The sequence below is a fragment of the Pseudarthrobacter sp. KH_020_B genome, assembly GCF_057840185.1.
Genome location: NZ_CM174506.1, coordinates 1,898,975 through 1,917,600, shown reverse-complemented (window position 1 = coordinate 1,917,600; position 18,626 = coordinate 1,898,975). Strand labels below are relative to the sequence as shown.

14 protein-coding genes and 1 pseudogene are annotated in these 18,626 nt (G+C 63.2%); 10 read left to right on the top strand and 5 right to left on the bottom strand.

Features of this window, described 5'->3' with window-relative positions; genetic code table 11:
* Positions 1–30: 30 nt before the first annotated feature.
* The 5 genes from AC3IT0_RS08950 (at position 31) to AC3IT0_RS08930 (ending at position 7,582) form a co-directional block, all read left to right on the top strand.
* Positions 31–513 carry a hypothetical protein gene (locus AC3IT0_RS08950; protein WP_489323362.1) on the top strand — a complete coding sequence of 161 codons (483 nt, stop codon included), beginning with the start codon at positions 31–33 and terminating at the stop codon, positions 511–513.
* Positions 510–3,221: a M64 family metallopeptidase gene (locus AC3IT0_RS08945; RefSeq protein WP_489323361.1), complete on the top strand. Its 2,712-nt coding sequence runs from the start codon at positions 510–512 to the stop codon at positions 3,219–3,221. Before AC3IT0_RS08950 ends, AC3IT0_RS08945 begins: the two co-directional genes overlap by 4 nt.
* Before the next feature lie 245 nt (positions 3,222–3,466).
* Positions 3,467–4,153, top strand: coding sequence for a hypothetical protein (locus AC3IT0_RS08940; RefSeq protein ID WP_489323360.1), 687 nt, complete (start codon positions 3,467–3,469; stop codon positions 4,151–4,153).
* A 483-nt stretch (positions 4,154–4,636) separates the two neighbouring features.
* On the top strand, positions 4,637–5,293 hold the full coding sequence (locus AC3IT0_RS08935) for a tetratricopeptide repeat protein (RefSeq protein WP_489323359.1): 657 nt from the start codon (positions 4,637–4,639) through the stop codon (positions 5,291–5,293).
* A 1,581-nt stretch (positions 5,294–6,874) separates the two neighbouring features.
* Positions 6,875–7,582 (top strand): TIGR02391 family protein, encoded by a 708-nt coding sequence (locus tag AC3IT0_RS08930; protein ID WP_489323358.1) that lies wholly within the window; start codon positions 6,875–6,877, stop codon positions 7,580–7,582.
* A 123-nt stretch (positions 7,583–7,705) separates the two neighbouring features.
* Here AC3IT0_RS08930 and AC3IT0_RS08925 read toward each other — a convergent pair whose 3' ends face one another.
* The 3 genes and pseudogenes from AC3IT0_RS08925 to AC3IT0_RS08915 form a co-directional block, all read right to left on the bottom strand.
* Positions 7,706–8,287, bottom strand: coding sequence for a hypothetical protein (locus AC3IT0_RS08925; protein ID WP_489323357.1), 582 nt, complete (start codon positions 8,285–8,287; stop codon positions 7,706–7,708).
* A gap of 54 nt (positions 8,288–8,341) precedes the next feature.
* Positions 8,342–9,067 carry a hypothetical protein gene (locus AC3IT0_RS08920; protein WP_489323902.1) on the bottom strand — a complete coding sequence of 242 codons (726 nt, stop codon included), beginning with the start codon at positions 9,065–9,067 and terminating at the stop codon, positions 8,342–8,344.
* A 29-nt stretch (positions 9,068–9,096) separates the two neighbouring features.
* Positions 9,097–9,207: pseudogene (locus AC3IT0_RS08915) on the bottom strand (recombinase family protein); the annotation flags it as partial.
* A gap of 397 nt (positions 9,208–9,604) precedes the next feature.
* Here AC3IT0_RS08915 and AC3IT0_RS08910 point away from each other — a divergent pair.
* Positions 9,605–11,707, top strand: a complete 2,103-nt coding sequence (locus AC3IT0_RS08910) for a tetratricopeptide repeat protein (RefSeq protein WP_489323356.1) — start codon at positions 9,605–9,607, stop codon at positions 11,705–11,707.
* A gap of 363 nt (positions 11,708–12,070) precedes the next feature.
* Here AC3IT0_RS08910 and AC3IT0_RS08905 read toward each other — a convergent pair whose 3' ends face one another.
* A complete protein-coding gene (locus tag AC3IT0_RS08905; RefSeq protein ID WP_489323755.1) occupies positions 12,071–13,213 on the bottom strand; it encodes an IS701 family transposase in 1,143 nt (380 codons plus the stop codon).
* A gap of 169 nt (positions 13,214–13,382) precedes the next feature.
* Between AC3IT0_RS08905 and AC3IT0_RS08900 the strand changes: the two genes are divergently transcribed.
* Positions 13,383–14,747, top strand: a complete 1,365-nt coding sequence (locus tag AC3IT0_RS08900; protein WP_489322008.1) for an integrase core domain-containing protein — start codon at positions 13,383–13,385, stop codon at positions 14,745–14,747.
* 297 nt (positions 14,748–15,044) lie between these two features.
* The gene (locus tag AC3IT0_RS08895) at positions 15,045–15,656 is read left to right on the top strand and encodes a recombinase family protein (RefSeq protein WP_489323355.1); all 612 of its coding nucleotides are present in this window, start codon (positions 15,045–15,047) and stop codon (positions 15,654–15,656) included.
* A 217-nt stretch (positions 15,657–15,873) separates the two neighbouring features.
* On the opposite strand, the gene AC3IT0_RS08890 is transcribed toward AC3IT0_RS08895, so the two are convergent.
* Positions 15,874–16,548, bottom strand: coding sequence for a TetR/AcrR family transcriptional regulator (locus AC3IT0_RS08890; protein WP_489323354.1), 675 nt, complete (start codon positions 16,546–16,548; stop codon positions 15,874–15,876).
* A gap of 124 nt (positions 16,549–16,672) precedes the next feature.
* On the opposite strand from AC3IT0_RS08890, the gene AC3IT0_RS08885 reads away from it, so the two are divergent.
* Positions 16,673–17,713 (top strand): NAD(P)-dependent alcohol dehydrogenase, encoded by a 1,041-nt coding sequence (locus tag AC3IT0_RS08885; protein WP_489323353.1) that lies wholly within the window; start codon positions 16,673–16,675, stop codon positions 17,711–17,713.
* A gap of 97 nt (positions 17,714–17,810) precedes the next feature.
* On the top strand, positions 17,811–18,419 hold the full coding sequence (locus AC3IT0_RS08880; RefSeq protein ID WP_489323352.1) for a DUF6326 family protein: 609 nt from the start codon (positions 17,811–17,813) through the stop codon (positions 18,417–18,419).
* Positions 18,420–18,626: the final 207 nt, after the last annotated feature.

The following is an 18,626-nucleotide window of genomic DNA, read 5'->3' as shown; positions in this document are numbered from 1 at the left end:
AACAAACAACTGAAAGATGAGGGGATCGACATGGATGCCAGTGGCTGGAATGACGACACTGGGGAGTCCGAGGAGCGGAACGGCGCTCCGCGGCCGACGCGTCGGGCGCTCCGTCTGACCTTCGAATTCGACGGCGACAACGTGGAGCTTGCCGGCATTCAGCGCCTGGAGAAGCTGGTACCGCCGATGACGGCTAGCCCGCCCGAGGCCGGTACACACTCGGGTGAATGGCTGCAGCTGCACGACGACGAAGATCGCCCGGTCTTCACCCGGTTGCTGCACGACCCGTTACGCACGCGAGTGGAGGTCCACGACCCCGAGACCGGCCCGTCCCTCGTGGTCGGGCCGCCGGGGCGCGGCACGTTCGACGTACTGGTCCCTGACCTGCCCGAGGCAGCGACGGTCGTGCTGTATGCGAGCCAACTCACCGATGAACGGACCCTGCGACCGGCCGCACCGATCGGCCGGTTCGACCTTCGGCGCCCGGATGGCGAATCGGAGAGTGCACCATGACGACATCGGACGGCTACGTGGGAGCGACGGCCAAAGTCGTGGACCACGGCTCTGACGTCGACCGCTGGTGCCTGGTGGTGGTCGGTGACGGCTACCGCTCGACCGAACTCGGCAAGTACCGGACCGACGTGGAGGGCTTCCTTGACCGGCTCCGGGCGACGCCGCCGTTTGACGAATTGTGGTGCGCCATCAACGTGTACCGCATCGACGTCGTCTCTACCGACACGGGTGCTGACGAGCCCGCAACCTGCGGCGACGGCGGCACGGGTTCAGGGGCGGCTCCGCGGACTTATTTCGACTCGACGTTCTGCAGTGTCGGCCCTGGCGGGGTGCAGTATTCCCGGCTGTTGACCGGCAACGCTACCGAGGCCAAGGCCGTGGCCAAGGCACGCGTGCCGCAAGTCGACCAGTTGCTGATGCTGGTCAACAGCACCCGGTACGGCGGATCGGGCGGGTCGGTAGCGACCTCGAGCCTCAACGCCTTCGAAATCGCCATCCACGAGATGGGCCACTCCGCGTTCAACCTGGCCGACGAGTACGGCGGCGACGGCGTCGGCACGACGGCCGGCGAGTCGCCCAAGCCCAACGTGACCCGCGACACCAACCGGGCAACCAACAAATGGCGCGACCTGGTGCTGCCGGCCACGCCAATGCCTTCGGCGTGCGGCGTCACCACAAGCACCCCGCCGGTGTCGTGCAGCGGCTGCACCCCACCGGCCACCCCGCCTCCGCCCAATGCGGTCGGCACCTATGAGGGCGCCGACTACAGCAACTGCGGCGTCTACCGGCCGCTGCCGTCGTGCTACATGCGCGACTACGGGCCGTTCTGCCCGGTCTGCGCACGGGTGATCCGCCAGACCCTCACGCCGTTTCTGCCCACGGAATCGGTAGCTCCGCCGTCGCCAAGCCTGAATTTCGGCGGCGTTCCCGAAGGTATCGGCGGCATCGGAGTGACGACCCACCGTGCCGTCGTGTTTGAGGTCATCTCCTGCCGGCGGCTGACGTTCCGGATCACGGCCGGCCCGACTGGCGGGTTCACCGCGCCGCTCGGAACCATCGTCGTCGCAGACCCCGCCGCCTCCATCACCCCGGTGAACCGCGTGCCCATCTGGATTGGCTACACCTCCACGACGGCGGGGGCCGTGGCCACCGGCAGCGTGACCGTCCGCTGCGACCAGCTCGCCCTCAGCTGGACCATCGCCGTCACAGCGCGGACCATCCCCAGGCCGAAGTCCGCCGTCGCACTGGTGCTCGACCACTCGGGCAGCATGGCCGAGGACGCCGGCGACGGCACTACCAAGGTGCAGAAGCTTCGGGAGGCCGCGTCGATCTTCGTCGGCGCGATGCTCCCAGGCGACGCCATCGGGCTGGTTCGTTTCGACGACACCGCGCAGCGCCTGATGGACATCACTGATGTCGGACCGCTGAACGGAACCGGTGGCCGGGCGACGGCGATCGGGCACATCACCAGCAACGCCCTGGACCCCGCCGGGGCGACCTCGATCGGCGCCGGGGTGGTCGAGGGTGCCCACACCCTGGCCGACGGCCAGGCGGCCGCCTCGCCACCGTACGACGTGCAGGCCATGGTGGTGCTCAGCGACGGTGTCGAGAACACCATGCCGATGCTTTCCGCGGTGGGCTCTAGCATCACCGCCAGCACCTTCGCCATCGGGCTTGGGGTGCCGGCCAACATCAGCGTCGCCTCCCTGACCGCGTTGACGCAGGGCAACAACGGCTATCTGGTGGTGACCGGCGAGCTCACCACCGACCAGCGAACCCGCCTGACGAAGTACTTCCTCCAGGTGCTGGCCGAGATCACCAATGCCTCGATCGTGGTGGATCCCTCGGTCCAGCTGCCGCCTGGCGTGGTGCACCGGGTACCATTCGATCTCACCGAAGCCGATTACGGCCTGGACGTGTTCCTGCTGACGCCCGACCCGGGCCGGCTGGAATGTGTCCTGGAGGCACCCGACGGCATGATCATCGATGCCGCCGTGCTGGCCGGCCAGGGCACCGGCGAGCAGGCGCTGCGCCCCGGGATGTGGCTATACCGGGTCGCTCTGCCCGCGGTGCCGTCTCAGCCGGGCGGCACCCACGACGGCCGCTGGCACGTCCTGGTCCGCGTGCGCCGGGGTAAGGGAGGACGCTACACCTCGGAGTACCAGCCAGCGGGGCACGCCACCGCAACCACCACCCCCTGCGACGTGGTCGTTCACGCCTACTCCAGCCTAGAGCTGAAGGGCTGGCTCACCCAGCCGGGTTACACGCCCGGCAGCCACGTCAGCCTGCACGCGCGGCTGGTCGAGTACAGCCGGGTCGTCGAGACCGGTGCACAGGTGTGGGCCGACGTCACCGACCCAGGCGGCATTACCTTCGGGGTAGCCATGCCGATGGCGGCGGGGCAGTTCCGCGGCGGCTTCACGGCGACAATCCCCGGGATCTACCGGGCCCGGATGCGGTGCCAGGGCATCACCGCCAGTGGAACGCCGTTCACCCGGGAGGTCACGCTCACCGCGGTAATCATGGTCGGTCCGGCAGGTCCGTCCGACGGCGGGCCCGACCCATGGTGCGAGCTGCTGCGCTGCCTGTCCGGGAACCGGAAGCTCATCGATAGGCTCGGCGAGGGGGCGGACGACCTGCTTAAGTGCCTCGGGGCCAGCTGCCGCCGGCCCGATGCCGCCGAACTGGAAAGGCGGCGCTCCCCGTGACGGCAGGCGACACCGAGGGCGTCGGGACGCCCCTCAGCCGCCGGGAACCCTGCCCGAGGGCGCGGCTTCTGTTGTCTGGGCACGTCGCGGTAACGTCCCGGTGACGCCGGCTGCTGTTCTCTTGTTAGCAGTAATTCTCAGGCAAAACAGGAAGGTGGGCGGTGTTCGCGATGGAATGCTCGATCGAAGCTTGTGCAACATGGCGATGCAGTAAAGGCGCAAGAGGATTCGAAGACGGTCAGGGAATGGCCAATGACACCCTGATGGGCCGTGTAGAGAAGATCTACAGCAAGTCAGAATCCAAGTTCGAGCTTGTCTACCAGGGCGTTCTCGACATGGGGTTGTTCGCCGGGGCGACCGAAATCCAGGTTCGTGAGAACGAAAAACTGGCTGCCATAGGTGAATTCTCCGGGACCGATCCCTACAGCGGACTGGCAGTGAACTTCAATGAGCGATCAATCAAGGCGGCACAACGCGCTCGGGCGGTCTTGGCCGAAGTCAGGCAGCGTTCTGACGCGGAATCCACAGCGATCCGCGATGCCTTCGCCGACGGGACCGTAAGCAGCCTCTATAGGAGCGCGCGCTCTGACATCGCACATCGTCTGGCCGAATACACGATGAAGACAGTGGAGTATCAGGAGGTGCTGGAAGTATGGGACGAGATTGACGGACTAACCAGCAACGTAGACGACCTCTACGAATATCTGGACAGCGGGCTTGGTCAGTTCATTGAGGCCAGGCAGCAGCCGGCGCGCGGCACGCAACCGCATTCTCCCCTTCCATGGTGGAAATGGTTCCTGATCGCGCTCGTCCTTTGCTCGACCGCTGCGGCTATTGCCGCGTGCGCTATTTACTTCGCCTGCGGCGCCACAGGGGCTCTTATTGCCGCGGCAGCCTTTGCCATTTTCCTGATAGTTGCCTGGGCGTGCTAAAGCTGTCACGTCTCAGTGAGTATCGGTGAATTTCAGAAACCGGATGTAACACCAGTTCAAGAGCCCGCCCTGGACCTTGGCAGATGTCAGGATGCTTAGCGCCCGTATTTGGGTTGTTGCTGGCCGCGCTGTTCCGGTGGCCGCTGTTGGGCGGCGGCAGCCGGGGTGCCTGGTTGTGACGGGAATGATGCACTCATCAGCCGTTGCATCTTTTCCATCCGGCCTCAATGGACATACCCTTGCAGGCCGCCGTGGACGATTGTCTTAGTGGTGCCAGACGAATGGCAGTTCCTGTGGCCATATTCTCTGGAGGGCCGTGGTACCAGTGGACAAGAGGCGGTACCCGCCAAGCTACGGGAAAGCGGAAGTCGACGGTGCCACCTGAGAACTTGGCCCCCACGAAGTCCACGGTGCCGCCGGTGAACTTGGCCCCGTAAAAGAGCACGGTGCCGCCGATGAACTTCGCTCGCGCCTCTATACGACTTGGACGAGCTGGACTTCGATGAGGCTTTGAGTGTCCTGCGCCGCTACAGCTTGGTCGAGCTCACGCCCGACGTGATCACTGTCCACCGCCTTCTCCAATCCGTCGTGGCAAGCAGCCATGGTCCTGCTCAAAGCGAGGCCCTGTCGAACGCTGCCGCCACCCTTGTGCTGGAGGGATTGCCCGAGCTCGAGCGTGAGTCCTGGGACGAGTATCAGGTTCTTCTTCCCCACGTCCTCGCTGCGGCTGAGCATGCAGCACGATTCACAGACGGTATGGCAGCAGCGAAAGATCTCCTAACCCTCGGTGGTAACTTCCAACGGGAGCGCGGCTACTTCCCGGCCGCCAAAACGACATTGAACCGCCTGCTTCAGCTCGTCGAGAGCGAGGGCGACCCAGATGACCTCCTTCACACACTCAACATGCTGTCCGTTACATACGGTCAGGCCGGCGACTCCGCCGGAGCTGTCCGTCATTCGCAGCGGGCTCTGGCCGTCACCGAACAGGAGTACGCCCCCGACCACCCCCAGGCCCTGACCCCAGTGAATGTTGAAATAGGGGGTGGGTCGTTTCAGGCCCGTGTTTCCCCTGTTCAGGCGCGGTTCTCGGCATTCAATCGGCCCCTGGCACGGCCATCAAGTCGACCGTGCAGAGCCTGACCGGAGGACGATAGCGACCTTCCGAGAGAGCATGTGAGAGGAGCTTGATTGACGAACGTTCAAGGACGAGGTGGGTCGGCATGGGCCCTGTTCGCATCGTGCTCGCGCAACCAACCAGCGGCCGACTGACGGACGAGCAATCGGGCACATGGATGATCATCGCGTGAACGCTGGCTTGAGCTCGGTCACCACTACTCGTGTCCGGCGGAAGCCGCCGTCAACAGTGCGCCGCCGATTGTCCCCCGAAATGTTGCCGCCCCGGAATTCGAGTGGACAGACTCGAATGGTCACCGCGGCGGGGCGTCGTCGCGATCGGGCGAAATTCGCCGCCCCACCCAACGTGCATCGTCTTGCCTACTCCCGGAGGTGCAGGACAGCGTAAAGACCATGTGTGCGCGCCCTGCTGACATCGAAATTCTGGCTGATTCATGGACGGTAGCCAGGACCCGATCCGACCAACCCTGCGTCCTCGCGGGTACCGATAGGCCTACAAATTCCGACGGCATGTCCTCCAGATAGGGATACACCAGGGCTAGGCTGGCGGAACAAAGTCGGATTGGGGGGATCCAGTGAAGCTCAGAACCGGGCTGGTCCTGGCACTGATCCTGATTCTTGGAGCCACCGGGTATTTTCTGGTCCGGTCCGCCGAGGACAGAGTCACTGCCAACATGCTCTCGCGTGTAGAGCGTTTCGCGATTCCCTCGGTCTGGCAACTGGAGGACGAGATCGTTCGGACGGAGCGATTTCTGTGCATCAGTAAACGCACCCCAGCTTGTTATCGCGATCGTCAGGCCCCACCAGTGAACGGCTACTCAGCGTCGGGCTCCCCCCCGTCCATGAGCTCACCGGCGGCGATGCGTTCGGCTGTACGCCGGTAGGCTTCGCTGACGTAGTCTTCGATGTCCTGGCGCCCGATGCGCCACATGCCTCCCGCCGATCTGGATGGCGCGTAGCTCCCCGGTCTTGATGAGTGCCCGGATGAGGCTCGACTTCACGTTGAGCTCTTCGGCTGTCTGGTCGACGGTCAGGAAGCGGCGCTGGGTGGGTTCATCGGACACCGGACCATCCCTATGTGTGCCAGAGGACCACGGCGACAACGGGTACGACCAGTAAAGGGCTCATCCCTCGCCCGCATGGTGTCCCCTAATCCAGTGCAGGGGCTGCTCCGGGTCCCTCAGCATTATTGGTTCCGCCTACCGTCGCGAGGAGGCCGGACGCTCAATGTGTCTCGCGACTGGTGATATCGCGCGGTCACGAGCTCTATTTCAAAGCCACTACGGGTCAGCTGTCTAGTTGCTGCCGCTGCGTTTTTCAGGACCTCGGCTGCTTCGGCGGTTGCGCCAGGACCAGCGGGCTTGATGACGTCTGCCACGACGATTCCGCCGACGAGCAGAGCTGCAGATGCCGAAGCGAGCAGGAGACGGCGCCGGAACCGGATCGGGGTAACAGCGTGCCCTTGGCTTGCATGGGCGGCGTTGCCGCAGAGATGGAAGCCGGGCTGATCCTGCCGTGACCTTTTCCGCGGCCGCGATCCAGTGTGCCCTTTGGATCTGCTTTCCAACCTTCACCTACGCTGGCCTTATGTATCTCCCCGTTGTCCCCTTCGAAGACGTTCGCAATCTGCCACTACCCGATCTAGCTTTGAAGCTATTGGGAAAGCTGGGCACGGGAACCGTGACCGCCAACAACACCTTCAGAGGTTTTGAGTCGGCGCTGAGGGATAACCAACAGCCCGACCAGCAGGTCTTGTTGAACCGGCTGAGTGACGCCTGGGCTTGGCTGGAGTCGCACGGACTGCTGGGTCCAGATACGGCACCTGCATCGAAGTGGCAACGAGTGACGGCATCGGGACGCGAGCTCATGGATGATCCGAAGGCAATATCGAAGGTATGGGCTGCTGACAGACTGGCCGGCGCACTGAACCCGCTGCTATCGTCCGCCCGTTCTAATTTTTCCCTTGGAGACTACGAAACAGCATGCTTCGCAGCGCTTAAGGCAGTGGAAGTTGAGGTCAGACGCGTGGCTGGGCTGCCCGATGAGACCATCGGCGTCAACCTCATGCGAAAAGCCTTCAACACTAAAGATGGGCTGTTGACAGACGCTGCGGCCGAAGGTGGCGAGAAGGAAGCCACCGCTAATCTCTTTGCTGGAGCCATCGGAGCCTACAAGAATCCAACCAGTCACCGCACGGTCCAATTCGACGACCCGCTGGAAGCAGCTGAAGTGATTCAGCTTGCTGACCTTTTACTGCGGATCGTACACAGAGCTGAGAAGAGGCACGCGCGCTGACGCCAACGCCGTAAGAGACCGTCGCAGCTTTCGCTGTAGCCTTTTGCCGGCCGGGAGCCCTCCGGACCCCGGTCCGCAGCAGCGCCCAACAGATCTCATTCCATGGGATTAAAGCCCGACTTGTCAGCCTGCGCGCCTATCTGGCCAATTGGGATTCGGGACGAGGGCAGGCTTAGGGCCGGCGTCGGACTCAGCATCGTCCTTCGCGGAAGATTCGATAATAGGGTGAAACAAGGCTACTAGTCGCACGAATTTTGTTACGCAGTAGACAAGACCGAACTCAAACAGCCACCGAACGACAAATGGGGCTGCCGCCCCACCCTCACGTGCCTTGACATCAACCGCCAAGCAAAAGAGCGCCATGCAGGCTGCAAGTATTGCCGCCAGATAGATGCTTCGCCAACTGTTAGCCAAAGGTTTTGCAGCGGCCGACTTCAAGGCGCGGATTCGAGCGCCCTTGCCTGATGCCACCTGCCCAATAGCCACACCGCTAAAGGCGCCAATTAGCGAGACAACGACAGCCGGGGCAGAGTAAAGACCGCGCCGCTCATCAAGCGAGGCCAGAGACAGAACGTCTAGGCGGCCGCTGAGCATGACGATCGTCAAATGGCCACCGACGACAAGCCCGGAAAAAAGTAGGTCCACCCACAAGTGATCGAACCAGTAGTCCCTTGCAGAGGAAACCAATGCTTTAAGGTGTTTCATTAGCCTGTCTCCTTCCTCTGCGGTCAGCGTATCCCGGGGGTCGGACGTTTTGAATCAGTAGCGGGTAATCCGGCGCAACTCTTCATCATGCTCGTCGGCAACAGCAAGTATGGCCTCAACTGCCGACTGGTTCCTGATTGGGTTCCCGTCGGCGGATCTGGTGGCGATCTTTCTCTTGGCAGTTATCTTCTGCTTGACGAAGTTCACCTCTTCCGTTGTTGCTTCTTCATCTGCGTCAAGATAAATAAGCTTGGCCTTAGCACTCTCGACAGTGTCGTCGTCAGTGGCCTCGCTTAGCTTGAAGGCTTCCTCCTTCAACATGTGTCGCCCCTCGCTGCTTGCCTTAGCCCGGGATGCCTGCAGGATGATTGTCACCGTCATGGGCCCATACTCTTGGCGGATAGTCCTCATAATGCCCGAAAGCCTTGAACCATGACGCTCGAGCGCTTCTGCTCGGCTTGTGTGGACCCTTGTTTCAATCCTTGCCGCCTCTGAAGACTGGCGGAGTTTCCTGGCGCTTTCTTCGGAGATCAGTGCCTGCGTTTCGACCTTTCCATTAACAAGGCCCAATCCGTTTATCCACTCGGCTAAGGCTCCGGATGATGGTGCCGATCGCGAGCCCTGGATCATGCCCAACACGTTGCCAAATGCGAGGAAACTGATGATAGAGGTCTCCAGCAAAGCGGAGTTCCCCGTCTCAAGGTCGTTGATCGACTCAGCATCGGGCCTGTAGATGCTGATCCATGCACTTTCATCAAGTGCTCCAGGCAGTCCTGCCACCGCGCCCGTGCTTGCGTGGCGCCGGAGGCATGCTCCATGAAGACCTTGATGGCGCCTGCGCCCACGAGTGCATCGACCTGCGCATCCAGGGATTGCCCCCGGGTGCTGACTCGGGCATAGCCAATCACGTTCCGGCTCATACGGCCGCCTTTCAATAATCAGGTGCCGCATGATCGAAACACGTCAAAAACCCTCTTTCGCGCGTTCCGCCCGGATTTGATACCGGCAACGGGTTCTGATCAAAAATAAGCGGTCAAATGCCATTTTTCTGGACCTGTCATTTTGCGAAGTCGTCTGCACGGACTGTCCGAAGTCCTCTGCACTCGGCGCAAGACGGCGCTTCCTTCCCGTAAGCCGAACGACAACTCGGCTCTTCCACCGCACTGTTGTCCTCCTTAGCCCAGTCGCCGCTGCTGTTTTGCCTTTCCAGCCCGGGCGGTTCCCCTGGTCGGGGCTTCCGTTCCCTGTGCGGCAGGGCCAAGATTGACGACATATCAGCGGCGAAGATTGCTGCGAGAAGACCGGGGGTGACGCAGGATGGCCCAGCCGAAATGGAGTTCCCGCCGCCGGCGGCGGGAACAGTCGTGGGTACTGTTGTTGCTCGCTGTCGCGCTGGCGGTCCTGGCAGTTGTCATTAACCAATGGAAGGAAGGGCCGTCATGGTTGATCGTCGTGCTCGCGGTCCTGGCCGGCGTGGGCGGGGTGCTGTTGGTGCGTCTGAAAGAGGATGCCAAGGCGCGCGATACCCGCACCGGGTTGCTTGAGAACGCGCTGCTGACGACCGGGGACAGGGTCGGGCGTCTCCCGACGGTGGCCGGGACAGCCCTCACAGCCTTGGGTGTTCATGAAGCGATGGAAGCCATTCCGTATCTGCACCGCGATGCGGAACGTGAGCTGGTGGATGTCTTGGAATCCGGGGCGCCGGCGTTGGTGCTGGGCCCCTCGATGGCCGGCAAGACCCGCATGGCGGCCGAAGTGATGCGTGCCTACTATGCCGAGCGGATGCTCGTGATCCCGGATGTTCCGGACGGACTGGCCCAGGTGATGGCTGGAGGGGAACTGCCGCGCCAGGCGGTGATTTGGCTCAATGATCTGGATCGCTACATTACTGATCCGAAGAATCTGAAGGGCAGGTGGATCGACGAGCTCACCGGGGCTGGGAATATCGTGATTGCCACAATGAGGGAAAGCGCCTACGAAGGCTTTCAGCCCACCGGTGACCTGCCCCGCACCCAATGGGAGCTGTTGGTCAAATTCCACACCGTGCGGCTCCTCGTTGACGATAATGAACGGCAACGGCTCGCGGAGCAGAGCGGCGACGCGCGGATAGGCGCCGGTATCTCCCGCTACGGTGTTGGCGCCTACATCGGCGGCGGCTTCCTCGCCATGAAGCGTTGGGAGTCAGGAAGAAGCGAGCATCCTTTGGGCACGGCCCTTATCCGCGCAGCCGTGGACTGGAGTCGCAGCGGCATAGCAGAGGCCATTCCCAAGTCGATTGCCGAAGCCCTCGCCCCGGCGTACCTCTCACGCAGTCAACTGGACGACGGCTTGGAGGATGTCCCCTGCGCGATCAACTGGGCAACAGACCGGAAAATAGGTGGCGGTGCTTTCCGGCTGCTCTCCCCAGTGGATGGTGACTGGCGTCCCTTCGACTATCTTGTTGACCACATCACCGCCAATGGCGACAAGATTCCTGCTCAGACCTGGGAAGCGGTCGCGCGTGCCGAAGCACCAGCGGGAAACATGGTGACCGCAGGTGTGACCGCTTATGAAAACGACCAGGAAGCCGCCGCAGCGCAACTGTTCACCCGGGCCGTCGGCCTCGGCAACACCGACGCCATGGGCAACCTCGGCGTCCTGCTTGAGAATCGGGGCGAAACGGAACAGGCCGAAAAGCTCTACCGCCAGGCCGCCGGCCTCGGCGACGCCGGCGGCATGAACAACCTCGGCGCCCTGATTGAGAAGCGGGGCGAAACGGAACAGGCCGAGACGCTGTTCCGTGAGGCCGCCGGCCTCGGCGACACCGGCGGCATGAGGAACCTCGGCGTCCTGCTCGAGAGGCGGGGCGAAACGGAACAAGCCGAAAAGCTCTACCGCCAGGCCGCCGGCCTCGGCCTCACCGACGCCATGACCAACCTCGGCGCCCTGATTGAGAAGCGGGGCGAAACGGAACAAGCCGAAAAGCTCTTCCGCCAGGCCGCCGGCCTCGGCAACACGGACGCCATTAACAACCTCGGCATCCTGCTCGCGGAGCGGGGCGAAACGGAACAGGCCGAAAAGCTCTACCGCCAGGCCGCCGGCCTCGGCAACACCGACGCCATGACCAACCTCGGCATCCTGATTGAGAAGCGGGGCGAAACGGAACAAGCCGAAAAGCTCTTCCGCCAGGCCGCCGGCCTCCGCAACACCGGCGCCATGACCAACCTCGGCATCCTGCTCGCGGAGCGGGGCGAAACGGAACAGGCCGAAAAGCTCTACCGCCAGGCCGCCGGCCTCGGCAACACCGACGCCATGAACAACCTCGGCGCCCTGCTCGAGAAGCGTGGCGAAACGGAACAGGCCGAAAAGCTCTACCGCCAGGCGGCCGGCCTCGGCAACACCGACGCCATGAACAACCTCCGCCTCCTGCTCAAGGACTAGGGCGAAACGGAACTAAGCCGCGCGCGACTTGTGACTCTCAACTTTGGTTCGGCGGTTCCCGACCACCTTTAGCATCGACATCCGCAATATTGTCAACCTGAGATGGAAATAGCCGCCAATCTCAGCCAACAGGCATGGATGACCGAGCGCAGGATTGTTGTTTTGTGGATCGCCTACAAAAGCCCACAACCTAGTACTACAGTCGCGCTTGTAGGGTCTGTCTGCGTGCTTTGTAGTGGCATTGCTGGGCGCGGTGTTGGTGTTTTCGTCGCCAGAGTGAACAGTGGATAACGTGATGGGGGTCTGGTTGTCGGTGCCAGACGATTCGTGTGATGAGGTGCCTGATTTCGGGCAGCGAGAGCCTTACCAGCTGCTCGGAGCCCGGGTAAGGGCCCCCTTTTTTGAGCGGATGACGCTGAGGAAAGCGTGCGCGAACATGGAGAGTGTGATGTGCCGGTACCATCCCGTGTATTGACGTACTTGGTAGTGGTCGAGTCCGGTTTCGCCCTTGGAGGTTTGGAAGGTTTCCTCGATGGCCCAGCGGGCCCCGGCAACCCTGGCCAATTCGATCAGGGTGACGTTCTCGGGCGTGAAGCAGATGAAGTACGCCAGGTCTTTGGGGTCTTTCAGAGAGCGGCGGGCCAGCAGCCAGTGCTCCCCGGTCTCGGCGGGGCCGTTGATGCGGATCCTCGCCCAGGCGTAGAGCCGTTCACCTTTGGTCCCGGTCCCGGCAGTCCGGGTGCGCCAGGCCCGTCCGTCGAGGGCGGCGAAGAGTTCATCCGCCCTGCCCTCGATGCCGAATGAACCGGGAGCCGGAGTGATGCCGCGCTGGTTCATGGGAACGGCCATGACGTAGTGCAGGCCGCGGGCTTCCAGCCGGCGGCGCAGCCCGGCGTGTTGGCCGTAGACCGCGTCCCCGGTAGCCCATTCGGCTTGGATGCCGGCATCCAGTGCACGCTCAATCATCTCGGCCGCAAGGACGGGTTTGGTGGCCATCACCCGCTCTTCCGGGACGCCCGCGCGCTTGCAACGGGCAGGGTCCTCGATCCAGGCCTTCGGCAGGTATAGTTCCCGGTCCAGGAACGTCCGCCCGGCAGGTGAGGCATAGGTCAGGAACACCCCGATCTGGCAGTTTTCCACCCGCCCTGCGGTGCCCGAATACTGGCGGGCCACTCCGGCCGAGGCGGTCCCCTTTTTCAGGAACCCGGTCTCATCAATGGCCAAAATCCCCTTCGCATCCCCCAGATGCCTTTTCACGTAGCCGACCATGGCATCACGTACGGCGTCAGGGTCCCAGTCCGTGGTCGAGAGCAGCCGTTGCATCCCATCCGGGGTGCCCTGCCCGGCGCGCTCGGACAAGGTCCAGGAGTTCTTTCGCTCCTCATCCGAAAGCAGGCCGCGGATGTAGTTGACCGCGTTGTTCCGCGGCTCCGTGCGCGCGAACTCGCCCCCGATCAGATCCCTGATTTCCTCAAGGCCCTGAGCCCATTCCTGGATTTCTGCCACCCAAATATCATCGCTCACCCGTCATGATTAACAGGATTGTTATGTCGCAGGACATCGGTGACAGTTCTGCCTCAGGACAATGGTGACACTTCGGCGGGCTTTGGTGGTGACACTTTTCGAGGGTTAACACGGCTTTGGCCGGCATGGCATGGGAAACCAAGAATGACGGGTGAATAAGAATGAGCCCATCAACGCCCGTATCCGCCTTGCGATCGCCCAGTGGCCCGATGATGCACCCCGCGGGTCCGTCACCACATTCTGCGACGAGCACGGCATCACCCGCAAGACGTTCTACGCGATCCGGGCCAGGGCACGCGATGAAGGCCAGGCCGCAGCCTTGGAGCCACGCTCACGCCGCCCGAAAACCTCACCCACCAAGCTCACCGAGGACCTCAAGGAAGACGCGTTGAAGGTGCGGGCCGCTCTGGAATCCTCGGGGCTGGATCATGGGCCGATCAGCGTGCACGACAAGATGGTGTCCCTGAAGATGCGCGCCCCGTCCGTGGCCTCGCTGGCACGGATCTTTCGGGAGAAGAACGTGGCCCGGCTGGAGCCGAAGAAGAAGCCCCGTGCCGCTTACCGCAGGTTCGTCTATCCGGCCCCGAACGCGTGCTGGCAATTGGATGCCACCGAGTACGTGCTCACCGGTGGGCGCAAGTGCGTGATCTTCCAGCTGCAGGATGATCATTCACGCCTCGCACTCGCCACCCACGTGGCGGCCGGCGAAACCAGTGAGGCGGCCCTGGCGGTCGTGAAGAAGGGCATCACCGCCCACGGTGTGCCGCAAAGGTTGCTCACGGATAACGGCATGGCCCTAAATCCTTCACGCCGGGGGTGGGAAGGCCAGCTGGTCACCTACGTCTCCTCGCTCGGCGTCGAGCCGATCACCGGCAAACCATATAAACCGACCACCCAGGGAAAGAACGAGCGGTTCCATCAGACGTTGTTCCGCTGGCTGGACAAGCAGCCCCTGGCCCAATCCCACGCAGAGCTCCAGGCCCAGGTCGACCGGTTTGACCTGATCTACAACACCGAGCGTCCGCACCAGGGATTGCCGGGGCGCATCACTCCGAAGCAGTCCTGGGATGCCACGGCCGTTACCGAAGCACCCCGGCCCAAACCAGTGCCGGTTCTTCCCGAACCCGAGGTGTTGGGGCCGGTGACCGGGGCACCGAGCGCTGCCGAACCAGTGGCGGCCGCCGATACGGAAGCGGCAGGGCAGACCACCACGGAGCCGCGAGCAGAAGCTTCTTCCGAGGCCACAGCATCACAGAAGATCAGCGGCAGCATTGCCCACCCGGCAGCCACCGGCAGCCAGAAGCTCAAGGTCTATCCCAACGGCGTGGTCAACATCGGCAGGACCCTGTACTCGGTAACCAAGCGGATGGGCGGACGAATCGTCACTGCCGTCTGGGACACGGACGGTGTCGTGTTCGCCAACACCGAAGGCGAGGTCATCGCGGAGTACTTCTGGCCGCCAGAAGGCACCGGATACGTCGGGATCGGCAAGGCCCGAGCACGGTTCCGAAAGTAGTGGCGCGCAGGAGCGGACTGTTACCGATGTCTTGATGCAGCAAGTGTCACCATTGTCCTGAGGCAGAACTGTCACCGATGTCTGGAGACATCACACATGATTAACAGGATCCTGGGCCGAAGTCCGATTAAAACGCCGACAACACCGAAAATAAACGCGACTGTAGTACTAGGAAGTCGAACGCCCAAGACTGTTCCTCCGAAAAATGGCGACACGCGACCAGATATCGTTCCACAACTATCTTCTTTCAGGCGTCCCATACGAAGCGTGCAGGATAAGTATCGGTACAGTGGTTCCATGGAAATTGGGTACGCCCGCGTCTCGACCGCGAAACAGGACCTCGACATACAGATCGACGCACTACGCGGCGAAGGGATCCCCGCCAAACACATATATCTGGACAAGAAGTCAGGATCCACCACAAACCGGCCCGGACTGCACGAAGCACTCGACCAAGCCCGCAATGGAGACGTAATCGTGGTGCACACCCTGGACCGGCTGGGCCGCACCGTCCGGGACACCCTGAACCTCATCCACGACCTGGCAGGCCTCGGCGTCGGCGTCCGGAACCTGGCCGACCCGATCCGGGTTGATTCAGCCAATCCAGATGACCCCATGTCGCAGCTGGCAGTCGTGATGCTCGCGCTCTTCGGCCAAATGGAACGAACCTACGCAATCGAACGCGCAGCCCACGCGCGTGCCGTTGCTGCTGCCAAAGGCAAAAGGATCGGCCGGCCCAGCGTGATCGATCCAGCGAAGCTCGCTTACGCAGCGCACCTTCGTGACCAGGAGAATCAGTCTATCTCCGAGATCGTCAAAGCCACGGGTATCACCCGCTCCAGCCTCTGCCGTTACCTGCCGCCCCGTCCACCAGAGACGCTGACCGCCGAGAACCAGCAGAACGCCTAAAGAGCCCAGCGTCCGTGGCGGTTCGTGCAGGCGACTGCAGACAGAATGACGGTTGGTGCACGCGACTTCGAACAAAAACGACTGTTGGTGCAGACGACTTCGAGCACTTCCGTGTCGGGAGACGCCTGCACAAGCCCCGTAATTCCGCGGAATCCAGTGCAGACGACTTCTGAAACTGACAGGGGGACCGGCTTACGGGCACGGTTCGTGAGCGTCGCTATGCGGAGGCTCTTAGGGGCTCGAGGGCGGCTAGGACGAGGTCGAGGCCGAAGATGAACTCCTCTGCCGGGTCGTAGCCGGCAGCGATGAGCGCCGCGGCGGACTCGTTGAGGTAGGGGAACTCGTCAGGAGGAAGCTGGGGCAGGAAGACGTCCTCGGCCATGTCCGCGAACTCATTGGCTGTGTCGAACGGCAGGCCGGCTTCCTGCAGGGCGAAACCGTAGACATAGCTGTCGAGCAACCAGTTGGCGTGCGTCGCCATCAAGACCGGGAAGCCAGCCCTCCGCAGGCAGGCGGTGACCGCTTCGTGGTGGCGGAGGTTCGCGGGCCCCGGCGATGTCCGCGACTCCAGCAGGCCGATCGCCCACCGGTGGCGTGCGAGAACCTGTCGGGCGGATACCGCCCGCCGTCGCATCGCCGACTGCCAGTCGGTCTCTTCGGGCGGGAACTCGATCTCCTCGAACACGATGTCGATCATGGCGTCCAGCAACTCCTCCTTGCTCGCCACGTAGTGGTAGAGCGACATCGCGCCCGCGCCGAGCGCGCCAGCCAGCCGGCGCATGCTCAGCCCGTCGACCCCCTCGCGGTCGGCGAGCCGGACCGCCTCGACCACCACCCGCTGCTTGCTCAGCCGCGCGTCTGACGCGACCTGGTGTTGTTCCTTCGCAGACATGGGTCTCCTCTCGCTCTCTCGAACGCTTGACATTCGTACATCGTACGATCACGATCATAGTACACCGTACGACGTACGGTGTACGAGCCAGCGAGAGTCGCAGCTCGGACGTGAGGAGCCTTCTGTGGGAATCGAACAGCGATCGGATGCCGGAGCACGCCTGGTGCTGGGGGCGAGTCCGGCCGGGGCGGCGACGATGCAGGCCGCCGTCCAGCACCGCTACGGCCCGCCCTCCGTGCTCGAGTCGTCCGAGGTAGGGCTACCGCTGCCCGGTCGAGGCGATGTGCTCGTCCAGGTGGGCGCGGCCTCGGTACATCCCGGCGACTACTTCGTCATGACCGGTGAACCGTACCTGGTGCGCCTGGCGTTCGGGCTCCGCCGGCCGCGCCACGGCATCCCTGGCAGGGACCTCGCCGGCGTGGTGGCAGCGGTCGGGAAGGATGTCACCGCTCTCCGCCCCGGCGACGAGGTGTTCGGCTGGAGCACCGCTGGAACGCTCGCGGAGTACGCCTGTGTCCCGGCGGACAACCTCGTGTCCGTGCCTGCCAACCTGTCGGTCGTGGACGCGGCAGCGGTGCCCACGTCGGCCATGACGGCGTTGCAGGCATTGCGCGAGATCGCGAACGTCCGACCGGGCCAGACGGTGCTGGTCACGGGCGCGTCGGGCGGCGTGGGCTCCTTCGCCGTACAGATCGCCAAGGCGTTTGGCGCCGAGGTGACGGGTGTGTGCAGCACCCGCAACGTCGACTTGGTCCGGTCGCTCGGTGCCGACCACGTCGTTGACTACACGAGGACCGACTTCACCCGCACGGAGAAGCGCTACGACGTCATCCTCGACAACGTGGAAGCCCAGCCCCTGGCGGCTGTCCGCCGAGCGCTGATGCCCACCGGCACCCTCATCCCCAACAGCGGACGCGGCGGCCGCTGGCTCGGCCCCATCAGTCGGATCGTCAAAGCGCGCGTGCTGTCCGGGTTCACCCGTCAGCAGCTGAAGCCCTTCCTGTCGGTCGGGAAGCGCCAGGACCTGCTCACCCTGGCCGACCTGCTCACGACCGGGCAGGTCACGCCCGTCATCGACCGCACCTACCCCCTCGACGAAGCAGCCGACGCCCTCCGCTACGTCGCGGCTGGCCACACCCGAGGGAAGGTCGTGATCACCGTCTGACGACCGGACCGACGAGAACGACCCAACCCGTGCGTATGCACGCCCAGACCTGCCGTCACTCCGGCGGACGGACCGCTCCTCCCGAAAGAAGAAAACGATGACCATCCGAACGAACACCCCAAACTTGCTCGACAACCCGCCGATCCCGGTGCAGGCCAAGCTCGCGGCGGCCTGGACCAGCTTCATGTTCTTCTACATCTACGTCGACTACTTCCACCTCTACAAGCCCGGCAGCATCGACGACATCCTGGCCGGCAAAGTCTTTGTGTTCGACATCAGCGGGCCATTGTTGACCATTTTCGTCGCGCTCATAGGGATCCCGGCCCTGATGGCGTGGCTCTCCATGACGCTGCCCGCCCGTGTGAACCGCGCCACGAGCCTCGTCGTGGCATCGCTGTACATCCCCGTCACGGTGTTCAACGCGGCCTCGACGAACTGGGAGTATGCTTCCTTCTACGGCCTCTCCATCGGAATCGAGGTGCTGCTCCTGGCCTTCATCCTGCGCTCCGCCTGGACCTGGCCCCGCACCCCGCCGTCCCAGCCGGTCCCGCGACGACCGACCTTCGACAGGACCTTCGACAGTAGGTATCCGTGTAAAGTCCTACGGCGTGAAGCCCGCCGCCGCGGACACCGGGCCGACCGTGACCAGCTCAGTCGCGGTATGCGCAGAGAACCTGCTCACGAACGGTCCGGTATCCGCCGCTGAACGGGTCCGGTTAATCGACATGCGTCCCAGTTGGGGATCCCCTACCGGGCACGCTGTGCAGACGGCTTTGGACACTCGTGCAGACGACTTCGAAAACTGACAGTCGGATCGTGTAATTGCCCGTAATCTGGCTGTCCCGTATGTTGTTCGAAAACTCATGCCACAATCACCCGTCACAGAGATAGCCTTCGGTACGGTTTGGGTGCT